At 58.7% G+C, this 21,359-nt stretch carries 21 protein-coding genes, 2 tRNA genes and 1 pseudogene; 11 read left to right on the top strand and 13 right to left on the bottom strand.

The genetic code is table 11. The annotated features are described in order from the left end of the window. Positions 1-146 precede the first annotated feature (146 nt). Positions 147-503, top strand: a complete 357-nt coding sequence (locus tag G5306_RS03995) for an MliC family protein (protein ID WP_201972991.1) — start codon at positions 147-149, stop codon at positions 501-503. Positions 504-559: 56 nt separating this feature from the next. Here G5306_RS03995 and G5306_RS03990 read toward each other — a convergent pair whose 3' ends face one another. The 4 genes from G5306_RS03990 to nrdD form a co-directional block, all read right to left on the bottom strand. Then, positions 560-952, bottom strand: coding sequence for a TonB family protein (locus G5306_RS03990; RefSeq protein WP_005358848.1), 393 nt, complete (start codon positions 950-952; stop codon positions 560-562). A 169-nt stretch (positions 953-1,121) separates the two neighbouring features. After that, positions 1,122-1,292, bottom strand: coding sequence for a YqaE/Pmp3 family membrane protein (locus G5306_RS03985; RefSeq protein WP_005338440.1), 171 nt, complete (start codon positions 1,290-1,292; stop codon positions 1,122-1,124). A gap of 64 nt (positions 1,293-1,356) precedes the next feature. Continuing rightward, positions 1,357-1,866 carry an anaerobic ribonucleoside-triphosphate reductase-activating protein gene (gene nrdG / locus G5306_RS03980; RefSeq protein ID WP_421312540.1) on the bottom strand — a complete coding sequence of 170 codons (510 nt, stop codon included), beginning with the start codon at positions 1,864-1,866 and terminating at the stop codon, positions 1,357-1,359. Between the two features lie 130 nt (positions 1,867-1,996). After that, positions 1,997-4,114, bottom strand: coding sequence for an anaerobic ribonucleoside-triphosphate reductase (nrdD, locus tag G5306_RS03975; protein ID WP_421223383.1), 2,118 nt, complete (start codon positions 4,112-4,114; stop codon positions 1,997-1,999). 446 nt (positions 4,115-4,560) lie between these two features. Between nrdD and G5306_RS03970 the strand changes: the two genes are divergently transcribed. Continuing rightward, positions 4,561-5,535 carry an ABC transporter substrate-binding protein gene (locus G5306_RS03970; RefSeq protein WP_421312436.1) on the top strand — a complete coding sequence of 325 codons (975 nt, stop codon included), beginning with the start codon at positions 4,561-4,563 and terminating at the stop codon, positions 5,533-5,535. A gap of 73 nt (positions 5,536-5,608) precedes the next feature. On the opposite strand, the gene G5306_RS03965 is transcribed toward G5306_RS03970, so the two are convergent. The 3 genes from G5306_RS03965 to G5306_RS03955 all read right to left on the bottom strand — a co-directional run bounded on the left by G5306_RS03965 (position 5,609) and on the right by G5306_RS03955 (position 7,627). Then, the gene (locus G5306_RS03965) at positions 5,609-6,160 is read right to left on the bottom strand and encodes a hemerythrin domain-containing protein (RefSeq protein WP_216951846.1); all 552 of its coding nucleotides are present in this window, start codon (positions 6,158-6,160) and stop codon (positions 5,609-5,611) included. Positions 6,161-6,232: 72 nt separating this feature from the next. After that, entirely contained in the window at positions 6,233-6,910 is a 678-nt protein-coding gene (gene ung, locus G5306_RS03960; protein WP_421209582.1) for a uracil-DNA glycosylase, read from the bottom strand. Positions 6,911-6,979: 69 nt separating this feature from the next. Further along, a complete protein-coding gene (locus G5306_RS03955; RefSeq protein ID WP_421312435.1) occupies positions 6,980-7,627 on the bottom strand; it encodes a substrate-binding periplasmic protein in 648 nt (215 codons plus the stop codon). 458 nt (positions 7,628-8,085) lie between these two features. Here G5306_RS03955 and grcA point away from each other — a divergent pair, with 458 nt between their 5' ends. Continuing rightward, positions 8,086-8,466, top strand: coding sequence for an autonomous glycyl radical cofactor GrcA (grcA, locus tag G5306_RS03950; protein WP_005334936.1), 381 nt, complete (start codon positions 8,086-8,088; stop codon positions 8,464-8,466). Between the two features lie 149 nt (positions 8,467-8,615). On the opposite strand, the gene kdsA is transcribed toward grcA, so the two are convergent. The 6 genes from kdsA to hemA form a co-directional block, all read right to left on the bottom strand. Continuing rightward, entirely contained in the window at positions 8,616-9,470 is an 855-nt protein-coding gene (gene kdsA, locus G5306_RS03945; protein ID WP_421312434.1) for a 3-deoxy-8-phosphooctulonate synthase, read from the bottom strand. Positions 9,471-9,651: 181 nt separating this feature from the next. Continuing rightward, entirely contained in the window at positions 9,652-10,452 is an 801-nt protein-coding gene (locus G5306_RS03940; protein ID WP_421312433.1) for a SirB1 family protein, read from the bottom strand. A gap of 12 nt (positions 10,453-10,464) precedes the next feature. Beyond that, positions 10,465-10,854 (bottom strand): SirB2 family protein, encoded by a 390-nt coding sequence (locus G5306_RS03935; RefSeq protein ID WP_421312432.1) that lies wholly within the window; start codon positions 10,852-10,854, stop codon positions 10,465-10,467. A gap of 57 nt (positions 10,855-10,911) precedes the next feature. Beyond that, complete coding sequence (prmC, locus tag G5306_RS03930; RefSeq protein ID WP_421312431.1) at positions 10,912-11,751, bottom strand: peptide chain release factor N(5)-glutamine methyltransferase; 840 nt, start codon at positions 11,749-11,751, stop codon at positions 10,912-10,914. Positions 11,752-11,812: 61 nt separating this feature from the next. Continuing rightward, positions 11,813-12,901 (bottom strand): peptide chain release factor 1, encoded by a 1,089-nt coding sequence (prfA, locus tag G5306_RS03925; RefSeq protein ID WP_421312430.1) that lies wholly within the window; start codon positions 12,899-12,901, stop codon positions 11,813-11,815. A gap of 51 nt (positions 12,902-12,952) precedes the next feature. Further along, positions 12,953-14,212 (bottom strand): glutamyl-tRNA reductase, encoded by a 1,260-nt coding sequence (gene hemA, locus G5306_RS03920; protein ID WP_120415613.1) that lies wholly within the window; start codon positions 14,210-14,212, stop codon positions 12,953-12,955. Between the two features lie 126 nt (positions 14,213-14,338). Between hemA and lolB the strand changes: the two genes are divergently transcribed. The 8 genes and pseudogenes from lolB (at position 14,339) to G5306_RS03880 (ending at position 21,359) form a co-directional block, all read left to right on the top strand. Next, entirely contained in the window at positions 14,339-14,917 is a 579-nt protein-coding gene (gene lolB, locus G5306_RS03915; protein ID WP_421312429.1) for a lipoprotein insertase outer membrane protein LolB, read from the top strand. After that, a pseudogene (gene ispE / locus G5306_RS03910) lies at positions 14,917-15,787 on the top strand (4-(cytidine 5'-diphospho)-2-C-methyl-D-erythritol kinase). Before lolB ends, ispE begins: the two are co-directional and overlap by 1 nt. Beyond that, positions 15,767-15,841, top strand: a tRNA-Gln gene (locus G5306_RS03905). The pseudogene ispE and the gene G5306_RS03905 overlap by 21 nt, the downstream one beginning before the upstream one ends. Before the next feature lie 192 nt (positions 15,842-16,033). Beyond that, positions 16,034-16,981 (top strand): ribose-phosphate pyrophosphokinase, encoded by a 948-nt coding sequence (locus tag G5306_RS03900; RefSeq protein ID WP_005343846.1) that lies wholly within the window; start codon positions 16,034-16,036, stop codon positions 16,979-16,981. A gap of 116 nt (positions 16,982-17,097) precedes the next feature. Continuing rightward, positions 17,098-19,086, top strand: a complete 1,989-nt coding sequence (locus G5306_RS03895; protein ID WP_337072542.1) for a bifunctional metallophosphatase/5'-nucleotidase — start codon at positions 17,098-17,100, stop codon at positions 19,084-19,086. 218 nt (positions 19,087-19,304) lie between these two features. Continuing rightward, complete coding sequence (gene pth / locus G5306_RS03890; RefSeq protein ID WP_167574292.1) at positions 19,305-19,895, top strand: aminoacyl-tRNA hydrolase; 591 nt, start codon at positions 19,305-19,307, stop codon at positions 19,893-19,895. Between the two features lie 61 nt (positions 19,896-19,956). Then, entirely contained in the window at positions 19,957-21,048 is a 1,092-nt protein-coding gene (ychF, locus tag G5306_RS03885) for a redox-regulated ATPase YchF (protein WP_005343844.1), read from the top strand. A 234-nt stretch (positions 21,049-21,282) separates the two neighbouring features. Next, positions 21,283-21,359, top strand: a tRNA-Met gene (locus G5306_RS03880).

The raw sequence follows: 21,359 nt of genomic DNA, 5'->3' as shown, positions 1-21,359 counted from the left end.
TTGACACTACCTTGCTGATAGCGGCATCCCCCTCATACTCGCGCGGTATGCCGGACAGCCAGCGACGCACCGAATGGCCCCGCTGATTGCACAATAACGGCAACCTGTTAGGCTCACGCCCGTATGACACCAATGGAGCTGTAATCATGAATAAAGCACATATGATGGCCGCTGGTGCGCTGGCCCTCGGCCTGCTCGCTGGCTGCAATCAGGGCAATACCCTCTCAGTCACTGGTGGCGAACCGGTCAGTTACCAGTGCGAGCAGGGCAAGAAGGTGCAGGTGCGCTACTTCTCCCTCTCAGACGAGAGCCTCAACTTTATCAAGCTATCACTGCCGAACGGCAAGGATTACACCCTGCCCCAGGCCATTTCGGCCTCCGGCGCCCGCTATACGGACGAACATGAGGCCGTCTGGTGGAACAAGGGGGATGAGGGCTTTGTCGAGCTTCGGGATCAGGATGGCGAGTGGCAGACCGCCTACAACGACTGCAAACAGCAATAAACGTGACCCCGGCCTGGCCGGGGTCTCTCTTTCTCTGGCATCAGAGTGGTGGGGGATCAGTTGATCTCGATCTCGAAGCGGTTGGTCACCTCGACCGGAATGGCATCCGGGTTGCCCTCTGCCGGGCTGTAACGGATCCGCGAAAGGGTCGCCAGCGCGCTCTGCTCCAGCTCGCCGGGGGGCTCGGCCGCCACCACTTCCGGCTTGACCGGCGTGCCGCTGGCGTCGATTTGATAGCGTACTTCCACATACCCCTTGACCGGTTTGGCTGGCAGGGCTGGCTCGTCGTTGCCAAGCCATGACCACTGCTTCTCCTGAACCCAGTAGCTGGACAACTGCTCGAGAGGGATAGCGATCGGAGCGCGCTCGTGCGCCACCTCCTGACGGGATGAGCACCCCAGCAGCAGTGTCACTGCCAGACCTGACCATACTGCGACTTTCCACTTCATGTAACGCTCCTTGTTCTTTGCCGGTGCTTGTTGCCGGACTGCGGGACGCTCAATGCGCCCCTTGGTCAGTGACCCATCCTAACGAAAAAGTATTCGTATGAACATGAACAAAAGGGCCAACCCCGAGAGGTTGGCCCTTTTATCATCAATAAACTCATTAACCAGCCAATCAGCCGCGCTTGTCGCTCACCACCAGCCAGAGCGCATGCACCATGCCCGGCAGACCGCCCATCAGGGTCAGCACAATGTTGATTAAAAAGTGCAGGCTAAAGCCCACCTGGATAAACGCGCACACCGGGGGCAGGAAAATGGCCAACAGGATCTTGAGCAGATTGTTCATCTCGGCTCTCCTTTTCAAAAATGTAGTCAGGATTGGAATGGGCTAACCATAAACATCCCGGACTTCAACTGCAAACCAGACAGGGAATTCGCTCACCCGCATCACGCCAGGCGTTGAGGTCGTGGATCTGCTGATTGCTGCTGCCACGCCAGAGCAGGCCGGGGTCTGCCAACGCCTTTTCAAACTTGCCATCCACCAGCACATCCAGCAAGGCCACCAGCTCGCGCTGGGCCTCTGACAGCTCGCCGAGCCGGTAGCCGGTCCAGCACCAGATATCCTTGCCCGGACACTCGGCGCGCACCCGTTTCACCAGCGCCAGCACGTGGGGCACGTTGGCAGGGTGGAGCGGATCGCCGCCGGAAAGCGACAGACCTCGCCGTTTGATGCGGCTGTCGTTGAGATCCGCAATGACGCGATCGCTCATCGCCTCATCGAACGGCTTGCCGCCATCGAGCCGCCAGGTGCTCTGGTTGTAGCAACCCGGGCACTGGTGCTCGCAGCCCGAGACAAACACGGTGGCACGGGTGCCGGGGCCGTTGATCACATCGACCGGATAGTATTGGTGGTAGTGCATCATCTCTCTCTATTACGGCCCCCTCATCCCCGCCCCTTCTCCCGCGAGGGGAGAAGGGAGCAAAGCAGCGCAAACTGTACATCGGCCGGTTCCCTCTCCCCTTGGGAGAGGGCTAGGGTGAGGGCTTGGCTTACATATGTTTGACGCGGCGCTTCACCTCTTCCTGCTTGCCCGCATTGAAGGGGCGCGCATCCGGGCTGCCGAGGTAGCCGCAGACACGGCGGGTCACCGACACCTTGGCCGGGTCGTGGTTGCCGCAGCGCGGGCAGGTGAAGCCCTTGGAGGTGCACTCGAACTCGCCGGTGAAGCCGCAGTCGTAGCACTCGTCGATGGGGGTGTTGGTACCGTAGTAAGGCACCTTGTCATAGCTGTAATCCCAGACGTTTTCGAGCGCTTCCAGATTGTGCTGGATATTGGGGTACTCGCCGTAGCAGATGAAGCCGCCGCTGGCGATGGGCGGATAGGGCGCCTCGAAGTCCAGCTTGTCGTACGGGTTGACCTGCTTTTCCACATCGAGGTGGAAGCTGTTGGTGTAGTAACCCTTGTCGGTCACACCGGATACCACGCCAAACTCTTTGGCGTCGATGCGGCAGAAACGGGTGCAAAGGTTCTCACTCGGGGTGGAGTAGAGGCTGAAGCCGTAGCCAGTCTCCTCTTTCCACTCGTCAATGGCTGCCCTGAGACGGGCGATGATGGCGATGGCCTTCTGTTGCAGCTCGGCGCTGTCAAACAGGTGCACCTTGTCACCAAACAGGGCGTTGATGGTCTCGTGTACCCCGATATACCCGAGGGAAATGGAGGCGCGACCGTTCTTGAAGATCTCGCTGACGTTGTCGTCCGCCTTCAGCCGCACACCGCAAGCCCCTTCCATATAGAGGATCGGAGCAACCCGCGCTTTCACCCCGTCCAGACGGGAGATGCGGTACATCAGCGCCTTCTTGGCGACCCTCAGAGAGGCATCCAGACGATCCCAGAAGTCCGCTTCGTCACGGGATTTCAGGGCAATGCGCGGCAGGTTGAGGCTCACCACCCCCAGGTTGTTGCGACCTTCGTGGATCAGCTCGCCATTCTCCTCGTAGGCACCGAGGAAGGAGCGGCAACCCATGGGGGTCTTGAAGGAGCCGGTCACCTTGACCACCTGGTCGTAGTTGAGGATGTCCGGATACATCCGCTTGGAGGCACACTCCAGCGCCAACTGCTTGATGTCGTAGTTGGGATCGCCCTGCTTGTGGTTGAGGCCATCCTTGATGGCGAACACCAGTTTCGGGAACACGGCGGTCTTCTTGTTCTTGCCAAGGCCTGCGATACGGTTGCTGAGGATGGCGCGCTGGATCATCCGCGACTCCCAGCTGTCCCCCAGACCAAAGCCGAAGGTGACAAACGGCGTCTGACCGTTGGCGGTGTGCAGAGTGTTGACTTCGTACTCCAGCGACTGGAAGGCGTCGTAGCACTCTTTCTCGGTGCGGGCCATGGCGTAGGCTTCCACGTCGGCAATGCCCCACTCTTCGGCCACTTCACGGTGTTTCTGCCAGCTGATGGTCACATAGGGGGCAAGCACTTCGTCGATGCGGTTGATGGTGGTGCCACCATAGATGTGGCTCGCCACCTGGGCGATGATCTGGGCGGTCACGGCCGTGGCGGTGCTGATGGATTTCGGGGTATCTATCTCCGCATTGCCCATCTTGAAGCCGTGGGTCAGCATCCCTTTCAGATCGATCAACATGCAGTTGAACATCGGGAAGAAAGGTGAGTAATCGAGATCGTGGAAGTGCAGATCACCGCTCTCATGAGCCTGAACCACATCACGGGGCAGCATGTGGCTGGTAGCATAGTGCTTGGCGACGATACCGGCCAGCAGGTCGCGCTGGGTCGGGATCACCTTGGAGTCTTTGTTGGCATTCTCGTTGAGCAGGGCGGCGTTGGTCTGCTCGACCAGACCACGGATCTCCTGTGCCAGCCGGCCGCGCGCCTCGCGAGCCTGATCCCTGTCGTGGCGATATTCGATATAGGCACGGGCGATGGCCTTGTCGTCGGAAGCCATCAGGTGGTTTTCGACCCGGTTCTGGATCTCGTGGATATCAACTTCACCACGCCCTTCCAGCTCCTGACTCACTGCATTGGCAATGCGGGAGGCGAGTGACGGATTGGCCTGATTGACCGCTTCCGCCGCACGGCTGACCGCATCGCGAATCAGCTGGGCATTGAATGGTGCGCGACATCCGTCACGTTTGATCACAACCGGTTTCATGGATTTTCCCCGTTAAAAGGCCAGGCATTTGCCTCTGGCTCACCCTTGTTGGGCCCCCCTCCCGGCATCTCGTCCTGGACGCAAATAAATTCAGCCGAGGCTTGACAAGCCTGGGCTGAAGATAGGAGGGGAACAGCTTATACACAGCTTAATAACACAACATATAGGGATTAAAAACGAATGCGTCCCTATATGTGGTGTCTATTAGGCACCAAAGCGCAGCCTCATTTCTTGATCCAGAACAGGTTTTTCAGCGAGCGGGACAGTTCACGACCAACCAAAAAAAGACTCAATAAAACCCGATCCCAAGCAGAGTGCGGGCTGGCGTCCGATCCGCTCAACCGAAAAAAAAATCGCGCCCTGCCATACCGGTTTCGAGATGACAGTAACGGCAAACACTGCCCATACTGAGCATGCATACACTATCACTCGACAGGGGCCTTCCCATGCGCACCTCCCTGCTGTTGCTACTGCTCTCCACCCTCTCCCTGCCGCTCTGGGCCGCAAACATTCTGGTGATCAGCAGCTACCATCCCGAATACCTTTGGGACCAGAGCTACAACGAAGGTTTGCGCAAAGGGTTGCAGGGGGAGCACAAGATCTCTCACTTCTATATGGACACCAAACGCCATCCACGGGAGGCGTTCGACGACATCGCTCAACGGGCTATCGCTTTTTATCTGAAGAGCAAACCGGATCTGGTGGTGCTGGGGGATGACAATGCCATCAACTATCTGGCCAACGAGATCGCCTCGCTGGGTACTCCCGTTGTTTTTCTCGGCATGAACGAAAACCCCCGCCTCAAGGGCTTTGTCGGCCACCCCAAGATCACCGGGGTGCTGGAACGCCCCCTGCTCAAGCGCAACATCAGCGAAATAAGTCAGATGATGGGAGGGCTTGACAAGGCGCTGGTACTGTTTGATTCCAGCAATGTGGCCCTCACCGCTATCGAGGATGAATTCAAGACCCAGACCGAATTGCGAGTCGGCCAGACCCGGGTCAACAGCCAGCTGATGGGGGATTACAGCCTCTGGCAGGAGGCGGTGCTCAACGCCAAGAAGAATGGCTATCAGGCAATCTTCCTCGGCCTCTACCACACGCTGGTCGACGATAATGGCAAGCATGTGAGCGAACAGACGGTGCTGGAGTGGACCAGCGCCAACACACCGGTTCCTCTCTTCTGTTTCTGGGAGTTTGCCGTCGGCAAGGGGATGGCCATCGGCGGGCTGGTACTGGACGGCCACGATCAGGGGTTGCAGGCAGCGTCCCTTATCAGCACCATACTGGCGGGCACCCTGCCCCGTACTATCTCCCCGCGAGCGGCCCTGCGCGGCGAATATGTCTTCAGCAAGAGCGAGCTGGCCCGCTGGCAGCTCACTGTGCCCGACAAATGGCACAACAAGATCATGTGGCGTGAGTAACAATAAGTAACCCGGCACATTGGCCGGGTAACACCTGCACAGTCAGATGACTGATGACCGAAAGCCGCGTGCGTCAGCTGGCAGCAAAAGGCAGGGAGAGGCGCTTGGCAAGCGCCTGGAAGTGCTGGCTGATCTCGGCACCAAACAGAGGATCACCGATAGCTCGGTTCTGCCAGTTTTGCTCCAGATGACGCCAGTCATCCTCGGTCAGGGAGTCACGCAGATGGGGGAAGATCACCCCTTCTTCGTAGTTCATGTGTGCCTCTTGCAGCTCCACGAAGCGCTCCAGCTTGGCGGTGAACTGATCGAGCGGGATCACCGCATCCATCAGGATCATCTCCACCATCTCCTTGAGCTCGGTCCCCGCCTCCAGCAACTTGAGATGCTCCTCATGCAAGCGGTTCGCGACATCCCCCTCCACCACCCGGTATTTCAGGTAGTAGTCATAGACAAGATCTTCCTTGGGGTGGTGATACTTGTCAGAAACCTCCCGCAGATAATCGATGACATCGCGCACCAGAAAATAGCTGATAGGTTGCTCGGCACGAATGGCGGCCAGCTTCTGCTTCAGCAGATCCAGCAGTCGGGCGATATTGAGGTGATCCTTGTGCAGACTCGATAACATGGGCACTCCTTGGCGCTGAAATAAAATGTTACTTTCCTGAGTATACGGTCATTTGTCGCCCGAACTTTGCACTCAATCAAGTGGTTGGCAGACAGATTGCCATTCGATCGGGCTTTTACCCTGCAATTCCAGCAGGCGGTTGGTCTCGGAAAAGTGGCCGCAGCCGATAAAACCACGGTGGGCAGAAAGGGGGCTGGGATGGGGTGCCGTCAACACGTGGTGGCGCTGCCGGTCGATAAAACGCCCTTTCTTCTGGGCATGGGAGCCCCACAACAGAAATACCACCCCGTTACAACTGGCATTGATCTGCTCGATGACCCGATCGGTGAAGGTTTCCCACCCCAGATGGGCATGAGAGTGTGCCTGACCGGCCTGCACTGTCAGCACTGTGTTGAGCAGCAGAACCCCCTGTCTGGCCCAGGACTCCAGAAAACCGTGATTGGGTGTGACGAAACCAGGCAGATCCCGCTGCATCTCCTTATAGATGTTGACCAGTGAGGGGGGAGTACGCACCCCGGGCAGGACGGAGAAGCAGAGACCATGTGCCTGATTCGGGCCATGGTAGGGATCCTGCCCCAGGATCACCACCTTGACCTGATCCAGTTCGGTCAGTTTGAAAGCATTGAACACATCGGCCGCGGGGGGGTAGATCACCTTGCCCGCTTCCCGCTCTGCCCTGACGGTCGCCAGCGTACACTTGAAATAGTCCTGCTCTTTTTCAGAGCCAATCACATCACTCCAGGTCAGCACCCCGGCCTCCTCACTTGATACGGCGAAGGAGTCAGGATAGGGGGGCAGCCCGCAAGACGCAACCGTGACTCACACTTTCCAGAGCCTGGCGAGCCGGCCGGAGCGCTCCAGTTTGTGCAGACCGGCGTTAAACAGCAACATCAAGCGGCGGGCATCGGGATCGGCCTTGCGCATCAGCAGATAGCCCGGCTGGGACCAGATGGGATCGGGGGCACCACTCAATGCTGCCGCTTGGGGATGACGAAAGAGAACCTGCTGAAACAGAACCTGTGCCACCTGTTCATCCATGACCAGATAACGAATGCGTCCGGTGAGCAGTTTCTCCATGCTCTCCTCATCGGAGTCGGACCACTCAAGAGACAGCTCGGATTGCCTTGCTGCAAACCCTTCACCATAAAAATAGCCACGGGTAACCCCGACAGGCTCGTTTTTCAGCTCACCCAAACTGACCAATGGCGAACCATTAAGTGCAAGCAGACGGGTCGTAAATTTGCCCAGCGATGCAGAGAGATAGAAGTGCTGCTCGCGCTCGCGAGAGCGAAACCAGGGCATGGTAATCATATAACGCCCTTCAAGAGTCAGGCTGTATGCCTCAGACCAGGGGTAGAAATGAAAGCTGACATCGACCCCCTGCTCGGCAAAGGCCTCACGTACCACCTGACAGAGAAACCCCTGATTGGGCAGCGACTCACTGATATAAGGCGGCCATTCGCCCACCGCTATGCGTACTGTTTCGGCCCGGACCACAGCTGTGATTGCCCAGCAACAGAACAGGGCCAACCATCCCCACATTCGCCACCTGATATTCACCCGACACTCTCCTTGCTTTCTGCTGAGTGTAGCCAACTCCTCAATCCACCACAGAAAAGCCGAAAAGATGTAGTTAAATTACTAGATTAAAAAGATAAAAGATGCATAATTTTGATATCTTACAAAATCAGAAAAATGACCTATTTTTGATTCAACTCAAGAATTTAACCCCATTTAAATGGCGCTTTATTGATTTTTATTGATCTAGATCAATTTTAGTAATATTACCAACATGGTATATATGACCCCATCAAAGAAAAGGTGTAAGGCAAGGGCCCTTTAAGTCATCGCCATCGACGGTAGCTTAAATACATCAGGGTAATTTCCTTACAGTTGGATTCGCGTTCCCATTGAGGAGTCATACCATGATCAAAGGCATTCAAATCACCCAGGCCGCCAACACCGCTCTGCTGAACTCTTTCTGGCTGCTGGACGAAGAGAAGCAACAGGCTCGCTGCATCTGCGTCAAAGGCGATGCTTTCGCTGCCGATCAAGAAGTGCAACTGGCTGACCTGGGTCAGTTCGAATACCGCGAACTGCCGGTTCAGGCTGAGCCTGCTGTTGAAGGTGGCCAGCACCTGAACGTCAACGTGCTGCGTCGCGAAACTCTGGAAGATGCTATCGAAAACCCGGAGAAGTACCCGCAGCTGACCATCCGTGTATCTGGCTACGCAGTGCGTTTCAACGCCCTGACCCCGGAACAGCAGCGTGACGTGGTTACCCGTACTTTCACCCAGAGCCTGTAATCAGCGCCCTGCAGTGAAGAGCTGATACTTGCGGTATCAGCACAAAAAACGGCCGACTGGCCGTTTTTTTATGCGTGCTTGTCACCGCATCATTATCAAAAAATGCCCCGCATTGCGGGGCATTTTCATCAGGCATGACAGCGTCGGGATCAGGCCGAGGTATCGAGGGGTTCGAAGCCCTTGATCAGGTCATCGATGGCCTTCATCTGTTTGAGGAAGCCTTCCAGCTTCTCCAGCGGCAGGGCGCTCGGGCCATCACAACGGGCAATCTTCGGATCCGGGTGGGATTCGATAAAGAGACCGGCCAGACCGACTGCCATACCGGCGCGCGCCAGCTCGGTCACCTGCTCGCGACGACCACCGGAGGCCGCCCCCAGCGGATCACGGCACTGCAGGGAGTGGGTCACATCAAAGATCACCGGATAGCCACCGGTGCTCTTCTTCATCACGCCCAGACCCAGCATATCCACCACCAGGTTGTCGTAGCCGAAGTTGGCACCGCGCTCGCACAGGATCAGCTGTTCGTTGCCGCACTCCTCGAACTTGTCGGTGATGTTCTTCATCTGGCTTGGGCTCAGGAACTGCGGCTTCTTGATGTTGATGACGTTGCCGGTGCGGGCCATGGCTTCCACCAGATCGGTCTGGCGTGCCAGGAAAGCGGGCAGCTGGATAACGTCAACCACCTCGGCGACCGGCTTGGCCTGATGGGGTTCGTGCAGATCGGAGATGACCGGCATGCCGAAGGTCGCTTTCAGCTCCTGGAAAATCTTCATCCCCTCTTCCAGACCCGGACCGCGGTAGGAGTGGATGGAGGAGCGGTTGGCCTTGTCCCAGCTCGCCTTGAAGACAAACGGGATGCCCAGCTTGCTAGTCACTTCCACGTACTTCTCGCACACCACCATCGCCATGTCGCGGGATTCCAGCACGTTCATGCCACCAAACAGCACGAACGGTTTGTCATTGGCAACGTCGATCTGGTTGATCTTGATATTCTTCTGTTCCATCTAAGACTTCCTTAATGAAGGGGCCTGAAGCCAAGTTACTCCGTTGCAGCCGAGCGCTGCGGCCTTGATATTCTTCTGTTTCAACTCCAAGACATCCTTAATAAAAGGGCCTGAAGCCAAGTTAATCCGTTACGACCGGACGCAGCGGCCTTGATATTCTTCTGTTTAGTTTCAAGCACCCTTAATGGAGGGGCTTGGGGCTCAGATCCAGCGCGGCCAGCTGCACTTTCAGCACATCGGCGACCGGATCGTCCGGGCATTGTTCAATAAAATATTCAAAATCGTCGGCGGCCTGGCGCGGGCAATCGAGCTGCTCGTAGATAAAGCCGCGATCCCGCGTCTCCAGCGGATCGCCGGGCTTCATCCGCAGCAACAGCTCGCTGCAACGCAGCGCCTCGGGCATGCGGTCTTCCCGCAGCAGGGCACCCTTGCTGACGTTGAGCAGCCGTTCGATGATCTCCCACTGGCCGGAGGGTTGCAGGTAGTCGGGGGTCAGGGTCGCCAAGTCCCCCAACGCGCCGCGCAGCAGCAGCTCGATGCGGGCCAGGCTCAGCTCATCGCCGGTAAAGGGATCGACATAGACCTCCCCCTCGCCACCGGCAAAGCTCACCAGGAAGTGGCCGGGGAAGCAGATCCCCTCTACATCGAGCCCGAGCTTGCGCCCCAGCTGAATGATGAGAATGCCGAGGCTGACCGGGATCCCCTTGCGCTGAACCAACACCTGATTGAGATCGCAATTGTTGGCAGAGAAATAATCCTGCCAATCGCCATGAAAACCGAGGCTGTGGTAGAAGCCTTGCAGCAACTGCTGGCGCACCTCGTCGCAGGTGCCCTCTTCAATCTGCTCGTCCAGCCACTCGTCCAGCAGGTTCAACTCGCGGATCCCCTGCTCGACCGAGCCATAAATTTCGTCACTGACTGACAACGCCAGCTCGGTGATGTCGTGGGCTTCGAAATCGGTCCATTCGTCTATGTGTAACATTCTCTTCATGCCTTAGCCGAACACACTCGTCTGTTTGAGCACTGCCAACTTGGCAATAAAGTAGATCCAGCCGAGCGCCCCCAGAAAGGAGCACCAGCGCACCAGATTGCTTTTGGCCAGCCGCAGCGCCATCGCCGCCAGAAAGACCAATACCAGGATCCCCGTCAGCTTCTCACTGAGCCAGGGAATGCCGTTATTGAGCGGGTTGAGACCCAGCACCACGCAAAGCAGTATGCCGGAGAGCACCACCAGTCCGTTGAGCAGACCGCTGGTTTTCAGCACGGGTGCGCTAAACGCCCGGCCAGAACCGGCCTGAACCCAGTAGAAACGCAGCATAAACATCAGCACGGCCCCGCCAATCAGGGTGAGATGCAGATGCTTGAGCACAAGATAGCTATTCAATATCAATCCTCGATGCAGAGGCCGCGCCCCTGCCCGTCAAACCGGTAGTTAAGAGATTCAGCAGGCCGGGCACATGCCCAGAGTGACCCGCTCGTTCTCCCCGTAATCACGCACCGTGGTTACGCTGCGATAGCCGAGATCCTGCAACAGCTGGCGCACCGCCATCCCCTGATCCCAGCCATGTTCCAGCAGCAGCCACCCTTCGCTGTGCAGATGGGTTGGGGCATGGGTCGCGATATGGCGGATATCCGCCAGCCCCGCTTCGTCCGCCACCAGCGCCGAGCGCGGTTCAAAGCGTACATCACCCTGCTCGAGATGGGGATCGGCGCCATCAATATAGGGGGGATTGGAGACAATCACCGCAAAGCGGGGGGCCTGCTCATCGAGCGGGGCAAACCAGCTGCCGTCACGCACCTCGATGGGCAACCCCAGCGCGGCGCTGTTCTCGCGGGCCAGCGCTGCGGCATCGGCCATCCGATCCACCGCCCACACATCGATTTCGGGCCGCTCGGACTTGAGCGCCAGCGCGATGGCGCCGGTGCCGGTGCCCAGATCCAGCACGGCGCACGGCCCCTGCGGGATTCTGGTCAGCGCCTGCTCGACCAGCACCTCGGTATCGGGGCGCGGGATCAGGGTCGCCGGGCTCACTTTCAGCGGCAGCGACCAGAACTCCCGCTCGCCAACGAGATGAGCAATGGGCTCGCCGTTGAGACGACGGGCCAGCCACGTCTGCAGGGTGGCCTGCTGGGCGGCATCCAGCTCGCGTTCGGGCCAGGTCATCAGATAGCTGCGCCGGCAGTCGAGCAGATGACAGAGCAGCACATCGGCATCGGCGCGAGGGGACTCCCCCTCAGCCAGTACGGTCATGATATGGGCACGAGCCTGCTGGATCTGCATCAGTGCGGCTCCATGTTATGGGCACAACACTTAATGCGAACTTGCCGGTTCCGCATTTGCATCAATTGCTCTCGGCCAGCGAGGCGAGCTGGTCGGCCTGATACTCCTGCACCAGCGGCGTGATAACGCAGTCCAGGTCCCCTTCCAAAATTTCGGAGAGGCGGTACAGGGTCAGGTTGATACGGTGCTCGGAGAGACGGCCCTGCGGATAGTTGTAGGTCCGGATGCGCTCGGAGCGATCACCGGAGCCCACCAGATTGCGGCGGGTGCTCTGCTCGGCGGCGCGATGGCGCTCATCCTCAGCCGCCTGCAGGCGGGCAGAGAGTACCGACATCGCCTTGGCGCGGTTCTTGTGCTGGGAGCGCTCGTCCTGACACTCCACCACCAGCCCGGTCGGCAGGTGGGTGATGCGAATGGCCGAGTCGGTCTTGTTGACGTGCTGACCACCGGCACCGGAGGCGCGGAAGGTGTCGATCTTCAAGTCGGAAGGGTTGATCTCGATCTGCTCGGCTTCCGGCACTTCCGGCAGCACCGCGACGGTACAGGCGGAGGTGTGCACCCGACCCTGAGATTCGGTCTCCGGCACCCGCTGTACCCGGTGACCACCGGATTCAAACTTGAGACGGCCATAGACACGCTCGCCGTCGATCTTGGCGATGACCTCCTTGTAACCGCCATATTCCCCGTCGTTGCAGCTGACGATGGAGACGCGCCAGCCCTGACGCTCGGCAAAGCGGGAGTACATGCGGAACAGGTCGCCTGCAAAGATGGCCGCTTCATCACCGCCGGCCCCGGCCCGGATCTCCAGATAGCAGTTGTTGTCATCCTTGGGATCCTTGGGCAGCAGCATCACTTGCAGCTCCTGCTCCAGCGCCTCCAGATTGGCCTTGGCCAGCGGCAGCTCCTCCTGCGCCATCTCGCGCAGGTCGGCATCATCCTCCTCCAGCATCATCTGGGTGGTCTCAAGATCATCCTGCGCCTGACGGTAACGCTGGAAGGCGTGAACGATATCTTCCAGCTGGGCATATTCGCGGGTCAGGGCGCGGTAGCGATCCTGATCCGAGACCACATCCGGCTCGCCGAGCATGGCCTGTACTTCTTCGTGGCGCTCGATGAGGCCTTCCAGCTTTCTGATCAGTGACGGATTCATAACTCTTGCATTCTCAATGGAGGACGGGACAACCGGCAGGTTGCCCGAAAATTATGGCTCTTGTGACAACCCCAGCGCCTGCCGCAAGCGGGAGAGCTCGCTCTGATCCCCCTGGGAGGCAGCCTGGCGCAACGCCTGGGTCGGCGCGTGGATCAATTTGTTGGTGAGGCGATGGGCCATCGCCTTGAGCGCCTGTTCGGCACTCTCGCCCTGCGCCAATGCCAGCAGGGCCCGTTGCAACTCTTCATCAGCCACTTGCTGGGACTGATGGCGGTAATCGCGAATGAGGTCGACCGAGCTCTGGCCACGATACCAGCCCATAAACTCGTCGCGCTCTTCCTGCACGATCACTTCCGCCTGGGCGGCAGCCCGTTTACGGGTTTCGAGGTTCTGCTCAATGATCCCCTGCAAATCATCCACCGTGTAGAGATAGGCATCGGAGAGCTCATCGACTTCGGCTTCGATGTCGCGCGGCACGGCAATATCCACCAGAAACATGGGTTTGAAGCGGCGGGCCTTCAGCGCGCGCTCCACCATCCCCTTGCCGATGATGGGCAGTGGGCTGGCGGTCGAGCTGATGACAATATCCGCCTCGTGCAGATAGTCGGGGATCTCTTCGAGCGTCATCACCTGGGCACCGAATTCGGCTGCCAGGGTCTGGGCGCGCTGCAAGGTGCGGTTGGCCACCATCATCTTGGTGACGCTCTGCTCGCGCAGGTGACGGGCCACCAGTTCGATGGTCTCCCCCGCCCCGACCAGCAATACCTTGGTCTGGGAGAGATCGGAGAAGATCCGCCGACCCAGACTGACGGCGGCAAAGGCCACCGACACGGCACTGGCGCCAATCTCGGTATCGGTACGCACTCTTTTCGCCACCGAGAAGGATTTCTGGAACAGCCGCTCCAGCGCCCCCTTCACCGACTCCGCCTGCTGGGCGTGAGCGTAGGATTGCTTGATCTGCCCCAGGATCTGCGGCTCCCCCAACACCAGCGAGTCGAGCCCGCACGCCACCCGCATCAGGTGGCGCACCGCCTCTTCATCGTGATGCTGATAGATGGCAGTGACCAGTTCGGCCGCGTCCAGCCCGTGGAACTGTTGCAGCCAGCGCAGCACTTGCTCCTGCCGCTCCTCCTCCAGATTGCAATAGAGTTCGGTCCGGTTGCAGGTGGAGACGATCACCGCCTCGCTGACACCGGGTTGGCTCACCAGCTCACGCAAGGCGCGATCGATGCAGTCCGGGCCAAAGGCGACCCGTTCCCGCAAGGCGACACTGGCGGTGTTGTGGTTGATTCCGAGGGCAAGCAAACTCATGAGTGGGCGACGATCATTTCATACGCTGGGTGCAAAGGCTGCCAATTGTACGAGAAAGGGTAAGTCTTTAAAAGCAATACGGCCGCCCCGTATACTGTGGCAAATTCCTCTCTCTGGAGCCGTCTCTTGCTGCTACGTATTTTTACCCTCACCTGCCTGCTGTTGCTGGCCGGTTGTGCCACCACCCAGCCCCAGCGTGACCAGGTGAACTGGAACCAGGAGCGGACCCGTCTCGAGAAGCTGACCCACTGGCAGCTATCCGGCAAGATGGCCATCATCACGCCCCAGCAAAAAGGCAGCGCCCGTCTCAACTGGCAGCAGGATGGCGAGGATTATCGCCTCAACCTCACCAGCCTGATTGGCACCAGCATTCTGGAGCTCTCCCGCAGCAAGGGAGAGATCACCCTGCTCGACAGCGACGGCAATCGCCACCAGAGCCAGGATGCAGAAGCGCTCATCTATCAACTGACCGGCTGGAATATTCCGGTTGCGGGATTGCCAGAGTGGATCAAGGGGCTACCGGGTCAAGCGGAGTTTGAACTCAACCCCGACAGCAGTCTGGCCAGCGTGCGCGACGGCCAGTGGCAGATCGTCTATGGCGATTATCGGGATCAGGATGGCTACCGCCTGCCGCACCAGCTGACCATGACCGGCCAGAACAGCCGCCTCAAGCTTCAGATCAACCAATGGACTCTTGCACGTTAATGGCTTCCACACGCTGGCCGGCACCGGCCAAACTCAACCTGTTTTTACACGTCAATGGCCGTCGTCCCGATGGCTATCACGAGCTGCAGACCCTGTTTATCTTCCTCAACCACAGCGACTGGCTCGAGTTTGAGGTGATACCAAATAGCGACACCCTCACCCTGAGCCCGGCCATTCCCGGGGTGCCGGATGAGCAGAATCTGATTATCCGGGCTGCACGCCTACTGCAGGCAACCCTGCCGAGCCCGCAAGGTGCCCATATCCGGCTGGAGAAGGTGCTGCCCATGGGAGGCGGCATTGGCGGCGGTTCGTCCGATGCAGCGACCACGCTGGTAGCGCTTAACCACCTCTGGCAAGCGGGTTTGAGTGAAGATGAACTGGCAGCGCTTGGCGTCCAGTTGGGGGCTGATGTGCCGGTGTTTGTCCGTGGCAAGGCGGCCTTTGCCGAAGGAGTGGGCGAGCGGCTGCAATCGGTCGAACTGCCCGATGCCTGGTATCTGGTGCTCAAGCCCGATTGCCATGTGGCGACCGCGGCCGTATTCCAGGATCCGGACCTGCCGAGAGCCACGCCAAAAATGGCGCTGGACAACCTGCTGGAAGGCGAGTGGAAAAACGATTGCGAATCACTGGTGAAAAAGCGCCACCCCGAGGTTGCCAATGCGCTCGGCTGGTTGCTAGAATACGCGCCGTCAAGAATGACGGGCACAGGAGCCTGCGTCTTTGCTCAATTTGAAGACGAAGTGACTGCTCGGGAAGTGTTGGCCTGCGTGCCGAAGGGACTTGATGGGTTTGTCGCCAAGGGCGAGAACATATCACCTCTCTTCTCCACATTGCAACAGTTCAAATGATTGGGGTATCGCCAAGCGGTAAGGCAGCGGGTTTTGATCTCGCCATTCCTAGGTTCGAATCCTAGTACCCCAGCCAATTTTACCGAACGGTATTGATGATTAACGTGGCCGGTTTTGCACTCGGCCACGGATTCGGGTTACCGGTATCATCACAATCATTGGGCAGCAGACACCTTGTACGTTATCTTGATAAATCGTTTGCCCCAAAACGATAGGGTCTGATTTCAGACTCCCCCACATACTGGATGCAACCCCGAGGTTTCAAACCGTGCCTGACATGAAGCTGTTTGCTGGTAACGCAACGCCGGAACTAGCCCAGAAGATCGCAGATCGCCTGTTTATCAAACTCGGCAATGCTGCCGTAGGTCGCTTTAGCGACGGCGAGATCAGCGTACAGATCAATGAGAATGTACGTGGTGGCGATATCTTCATCATTCAATCCACCTGTGCCCCGACCAACGACAATTTGATGGAATTGATCGTCATGGTGGATGCTCTGCGTCGTGCTTCAGCTGGCCGTATCACTGCCGTTATCCCCTACTTTGGTTATGCCCGTCAGGACCGCCGCGTCCGCTCCGCCCGTGTACCCATCACCGCCAAGGTTGTCGCTGACTTCCTCTCCAGCGTCGGTGTGGATCGCGTGCTGACCGTTGACCTGCATGCCGAGCAAATTCAAGGTTTCTTCGACGTTCCGGTAGACAACGTGTTCGGTAGCCCGGTGCTGCTGGAAGACATGAAGTCCAAGAACCTCGAGTCTCCTGTCGTCGTCTCTCCGGACATCGGTGGCGTCGTGCGTGCCCGCGCCATCGCCAAGCTGCTGGATGACACCGACATCGCCATCATCGACAAGCGCCGTCCCCGCCCGAACGTCTCCCAGGTCATGCACCTGATCGGTGACGTTGCCGGCCGCGACTGCATCATCGTTGATGACATGATCGACACCGGCGGCACTCTGTGCAAAGCCGCAGAGGCCCTGAAAGAGCGCGGTGCCAAGCGTGTATTCGCCTACGCTACCCACCCGGTCTTCTCCGGTTCCGCCGTCGAGAACATCAAGAACTCCGTGATCGACGAACTGATCATCACCGACTCCATCCCGCTCACTGCGGAGATGAAAGCGGTAGGCAAGGTCAAGCAGCTGACGCTGTCAACTGTACTGGCCGAAGCCATTCGTCGCATCAGCAACGAAGAGTCCATCTCTGCCATGTTTGAGCATTGATAGATTCAGCAATAACGAAAACCGCCATCAGGCGGTTTTCGTCTTTCTGGACCTTCTCTTTCCAACTTTCTGCTATCTGGTACGACCCTGCCCCCGGCAGGCTTAAGGATTTACCCATGAATTGCTTGCGTCCCCTCCTGCTCGCGACCCTCACCTCCGCCCTGTTCGCCTGTCAGCCCGCCAAAGAGAACCCGCCCTTCGTGCTGACCCTGGCTCACATGAACGACACCCACTCCCAGTTTGATCCGGTCAATGCCGAGATCAAAGGGCAGATCTTTACCCAGCAGGGGGAGACGGACACCCTCTATACCCGCTTTGGCGGTTACCCGCGCCTGCTGACCATGGCGAAAGCCTATCAGGCCGATGCGCTGGCCAAGAACCAGCCCTTGCTGCTGCTGCACGGCGGTGATGCCTGGCAGGGCAGCGGCTACTTCAAACTCAACGAGGGGATGGCCAACGCCGAGTTGCTGAGCCAGTTCGGCCTCGATGCCATGGCGCTGGGCAACCACGAGTTCGATCTGGATAACCAGAAGCTGGCCCGCTTCATCGAGGGGGTCAACTTCCCGGTGCTGGCCGCCAACCTCGACACCAAGGCCGATCCGGCTCTCAGCAAGGCTGACAACCTCAAGCCCTTCGTGGTCTACGCCTTTGACGGCAACCAGAAGAGCCCGGTCACCGATCTCGACAACCTGCCACAAGGCAAACAGCTGGTCGCCGTCATCGGTCTGGTACTGGAAGACATGGGCAATATCGCCCCCAACGTCGGCAAACTGCGCTTTGGCAAGGAGGTCGCCTCGGCTCAGGCCACGGTCGACATGCTGCAAGCCAAGGGGATCCACCAGATCGTGGCGCTGACCCACATCGGCAACGAGCGGGATCTGGCGCTGGCCGCCAAGGTAAACGGCCTCGATGCCATCGTCGGCGGCCACTCCCACAGCCTGCTCGGCGATTTTCGCAATATTGGCTGGGGCAAGACCGGCGATTACGCCAAGCTGGTGACCAATCCGGATGGCATCGGCAAGACCTGCGTGGTGCAGGCGGGCTCCTACGCCCAGGCCATCGGTCTGGCACAGGTGACCTTTGACAGCCAGGGTCAGGTGACCGACTGCCAAGGCCACAACAGCCTGCTGGCCAGCCGCGACTTCTTCGCCGATGCGGCGCGCAAGCAAGCACTCGACGACGCCCGCAGCAAAGAGGCGAGCCAGTTTGTCGACAACCAGCCCAATCTGGTGACCGTGGATGAAGATCCGCGCCTGCGCGGCATCATCGACAGCCACTACAAACCGGCGCTGGAGAAAGCCTACGGCCCGGTGATCGGCACCATCCCCGAGCAGCTGCAAAATGCCCGTCGTCCCGGTGACAACGGCAGCGACAGCCACGGCTCAGATGTAGCGCCGCTGGTTGCCGAAGGGGAGTTCTACTGGGCCAATACCCCAGCAGTGCAAGCCCTGACCGGCGGCCCGGTCGATTTTTCTCTGGTTGCGGTGGGCGGCGTGCGCGCCGACCTGCCTGCTGGCGAATGGCGTGAGGGGGATAGCGCCCTCACTCTGCTGCCGTTCAAGAACCAGCTCTCGGTGCTGACCCTGACCGGCGCCGAGGTGCGTGCCCTGCTGACCGAGACCATCACCGCCACCCTGCCCGCCAGCGCCCATGCCGGCAAGTTCCCCTATGGCGGTAACCTGCGTTACACCTTCCAGGAGACCGACGCAGGCAAGGCGGGCACCCTGACCCAATTGCAGCGCAAGACCGCAAGTGGCGAATGGCAAGATCTGGTGGATAACCAGCGCTATCGGGTGGTGATGAACGCCTACAGCGCCAACGGCAACGATGGCTGGCAGGCACTGGCCAATGCCCAGCGTCAGAAGAGCGAGCGGGTCGATATCGCCAGCGTCAATGGCAAGCTGACCGCCTTCCCGGTGCTGAAGGTGGCACAAAACGGCGAGCTGCTGAGCGCCGTCTATGCCCCGGGCCAGCCACTCGATTGCAAAGCCAGCGGCGTGGATTGCGGCACCGATGCAGCCTCTTTCGTGGAGTATGTGCGCGATGCCCGTCCCACCCTGACCGCACTGGATGAAGAGACCGTAACCCTGTTGCGTGCCAAATAACGACGGTAGTCAACCGGGCACAATCCATCGGCAAGCTGAAACGGGCCTCTTGCAAGAGGCCCGTTTGCCCACCGTTAGCCACCCATTGGCCGCAATAATGCTGCAAATCCCGCCATAACATGCGCATTGGTTGAGTGATCGCCACTCGGCGGCTAGAATATTGCGTCCTATTGCCCTGGGTAGTGTGCCCACGGCAGCTGCGAGTGAAGACATCAAGCGTGACAAGCGAAATCAAACTGATCGTCGGACTGGGCAACCCCGGCCCGGAATATGCCAAGACCCGCCACAATGCGGGCGCCTGGTATGTGGAGCAACTGGCCCGCTGGCACAATGTCAGCCTGCGTGAAGAACCCAAGTTCTTCGGCCATACTGCCCGCATCCTGGTCGAGGGGCAGGATGTGCGGCTGCTCATCCCGAACACCTATATGAACCTCTCTGGCAAGGCGGTGGCCGCACTGGCGCGTTTTTATCAGATTGAGCCGGAAGCGATGCTGGTGGCCCATGACGAACTGGATCTGCCGCCTGGCATCGCCAAGTTCAAGCAGGGTGGTGGTCACGGTGGCCATAACGGCCTCAAGGACATCATCGCCAAGATGGGCAACAACAATAACTTCTTCCGGCTGCGTCTCGGGATCGGCCATCCCGGCAGCAAAGAGCAGGTGGCGGGCTTCGTCCTGACCAAGGCCCCCAGCAGTGAACAGAACCTGATCGACGCCGCGCTGGACGAGTCCCTGCGCGCCACCGACATCCTGTTCAAACAAGATATGACCAAGGCCATGAATCGCTTGCACAGCTTCAAAGCCGAATAAAGCATGACACGGGCCGCCTACGGGCGAGCCTCACAGCATCCATCAAGTAAGGTAACAATCCATGGGTTTTAAATGCGGTATCGTGGGCCTGCCTAATGTAGGCAAATCCACCCTGTTCAACGCACTGACCAAGGCCGGTATCGAAGCCGCCAACTTCCCGTTCTGCACCATCGAGCCGAACACAGGTGTGGTGCCGATGCCGGATCCCCGCCTCGATCAGCTGGCTGCCATCATCAATCCGCAGCGCGTTGTACCGACCACCATGGAATTTGTGGACATCGCCGGTCTGGTTGCCGGTGCCTCCAAGGGTGAAGGTCTGGGTAACCAGTTCCTGGCCAACATCCGTGAAACCGAAGCGATCGGCCACGTAGTGCGCTGCTTCGACGACGAGAACATCATTCACGTTGCCGGCAAGGTCTCCCCTGCTGACGATATCGAAGTGATCAACACCGAGCTGGCCCTGTCGGATCTGGACGCCTGCGAGCGCGCCATTCACCGCCAGTCCAAGCGCGCCAAAGGCGGCGACAAGGATGCCAAGCTTGAAGTAGAAGTGCTTGAGAAGATCAAGGTCGCACTGGAAAACGGCCAGATGATCCGCGGCATGAAGCTGGATAAAGAAGAGCTGGCCGCCGTGAGCCACCTCAACTTCCTGACCCTGAAACCAACCATGTATATCGCCAACGTGGCGGAAGATGGCTTCGAGAACAACCCCTATCTGGACAAGGTGCGTGAAATCGCCGCCGCCGAGAACGCGGTCGTGGTCGTGGTCTGCTGTGCCATCGAAGCCGACATCGCCGAACTGGACGACGAAGATCGCGCCGAGTTCATGGCTGACCTTGGTATCGAAGAGCCGGGCCTGAACCGCGTGATCCGCTCCGGCTACCAGCTGCTCAACCTGCAGACCTACTTCACCGCCGGTGTGAAAGAGGTGCGCGCCTGGACTATTCCGGTCGGTGCCACTGCCCCGCAAGCGGCTGGCAAGATCCACACTGACTTTGAAAAAGGCTTTATTCGCGCCCAAACCATCGCTTTTGAAGACTTTATTACCTACAAGGGTGAGCAAGGCGCCAAGGAAGCGGGCAAGATGCGCGCTGAAGGGAAAGATTACATCGTCAAAGATGGCGATATCATGAACTTCCTGTTCAACGTCTAATCCCATGACAGGCCAGCATTTGCTGGCCTGTTTTTTATCTGCCATTGCCCGGGCAATAATGGCAATGTCTTAAAAAAAACCAGATTGTTGGGCTTTTGCGCAACAGAGGCCAATAACTGGTCAAACGCACTCAAATTGCGTTTTTCTGGCAAAAAAAGGGTTGACGCCCCAGAGCCAGATACGCATAATTCGGCCCGCACGGTGACGAGGCAACGACTCACCGGAAGCAAGGTTGGCTATGTAGCTCAGTTGGTTAGAGCATCGCACTCATAATGCGGGGGTCACAGGTTCGAATCCCGTCATAGCCACCA

The organism is Aeromonas sp. 603404 (genome assembly GCF_049171775.1).
Lineage (GTDB): Bacteria > Pseudomonadota > Gammaproteobacteria > Enterobacterales > Aeromonadaceae > Aeromonas > Aeromonas veronii_A.
Note: the sequence above shows the minus strand (reverse complement) of the source record. Positions and strands in the feature narration are given on the sequence as shown.

What these genes read in the sequence shown, in the direction of transcription:
- prfA (WP_421312430.1), bottom strand. Translation starts at nt 12,901, where the DNA reads ATGAATCCGTCACTGATCAGAAAGCTGGAAGGCCTCATCGAGCGCCAC.
- G5306_RS03985 (WP_005338440.1), bottom strand. Translation starts at nt 1,292, where the DNA reads ATGAACAATCTGCTCAAGATCCTGTTGGCCATTTTCCTGCCCCCGGTG.
- G5306_RS03970 (WP_421312436.1), top strand. Translation starts at nt 4,561, where the DNA reads ATGCGCACCTCCCTGCTGTTGCTACTGCTCTCCACCCTCTCCCTGCCG.
- nrdG (WP_421312540.1), bottom strand. Translation starts at nt 1,866, where the DNA reads ATGCACTACCACCAATACTATCCGGTCGATGTGATCAACGGCCCCGGC.
- G5306_RS03990 (WP_005358848.1), bottom strand. Translation starts at nt 952, where the DNA reads ATGAAGTGGAAAGTCGCAGTATGGTCAGGTCTGGCAGTGACACTGCTG.
- G5306_RS03940 (WP_421312433.1), bottom strand. Translation starts at nt 10,452, where the DNA reads ATGTTACACATAGACGAATGGACCGATTTCGAAGCCCACGACATCACC.
- grcA (WP_005334936.1), top strand. Translation starts at nt 8,086, where the DNA reads ATGATCAAAGGCATTCAAATCACCCAGGCCGCCAACACCGCTCTGCTG.
- ychF (WP_005343844.1), top strand. Translation starts at nt 19,957, where the DNA reads ATGGGTTTTAAATGCGGTATCGTGGGCCTGCCTAATGTAGGCAAATCC.
- G5306_RS03995 (WP_201972991.1), top strand. Translation starts at nt 147, where the DNA reads ATGAATAAAGCACATATGATGGCCGCTGGTGCGCTGGCCCTCGGCCTG.
- G5306_RS03965 (WP_216951846.1), bottom strand. Translation starts at nt 6,160, where the DNA reads ATGTTATCGAGTCTGCACAAGGATCACCTCAATATCGCCCGACTGCTG.
- kdsA (WP_421312434.1), bottom strand. Translation starts at nt 9,470, where the DNA reads ATGGAACAGAAGAATATCAAGATCAACCAGATCGACGTTGCCAATGAC.
- G5306_RS03895 (WP_337072542.1), top strand. Translation starts at nt 17,098, where the DNA reads ATGAATTGCTTGCGTCCCCTCCTGCTCGCGACCCTCACCTCCGCCCTG.
- nrdD (WP_421223383.1), bottom strand. Translation starts at nt 4,114, where the DNA reads ATGAAACCGGTTGTGATCAAACGTGACGGATGTCGCGCACCATTCAAT.
- prmC (WP_421312431.1), bottom strand. Translation starts at nt 11,751, where the DNA reads ATGCAGATCCAGCAGGCTCGTGCCCATATCATGACCGTACTGGCTGAG.
- hemA (WP_120415613.1), bottom strand. Translation starts at nt 14,212, where the DNA reads ATGAGTTTGCTTGCCCTCGGAATCAACCACAACACCGCCAGTGTCGCC.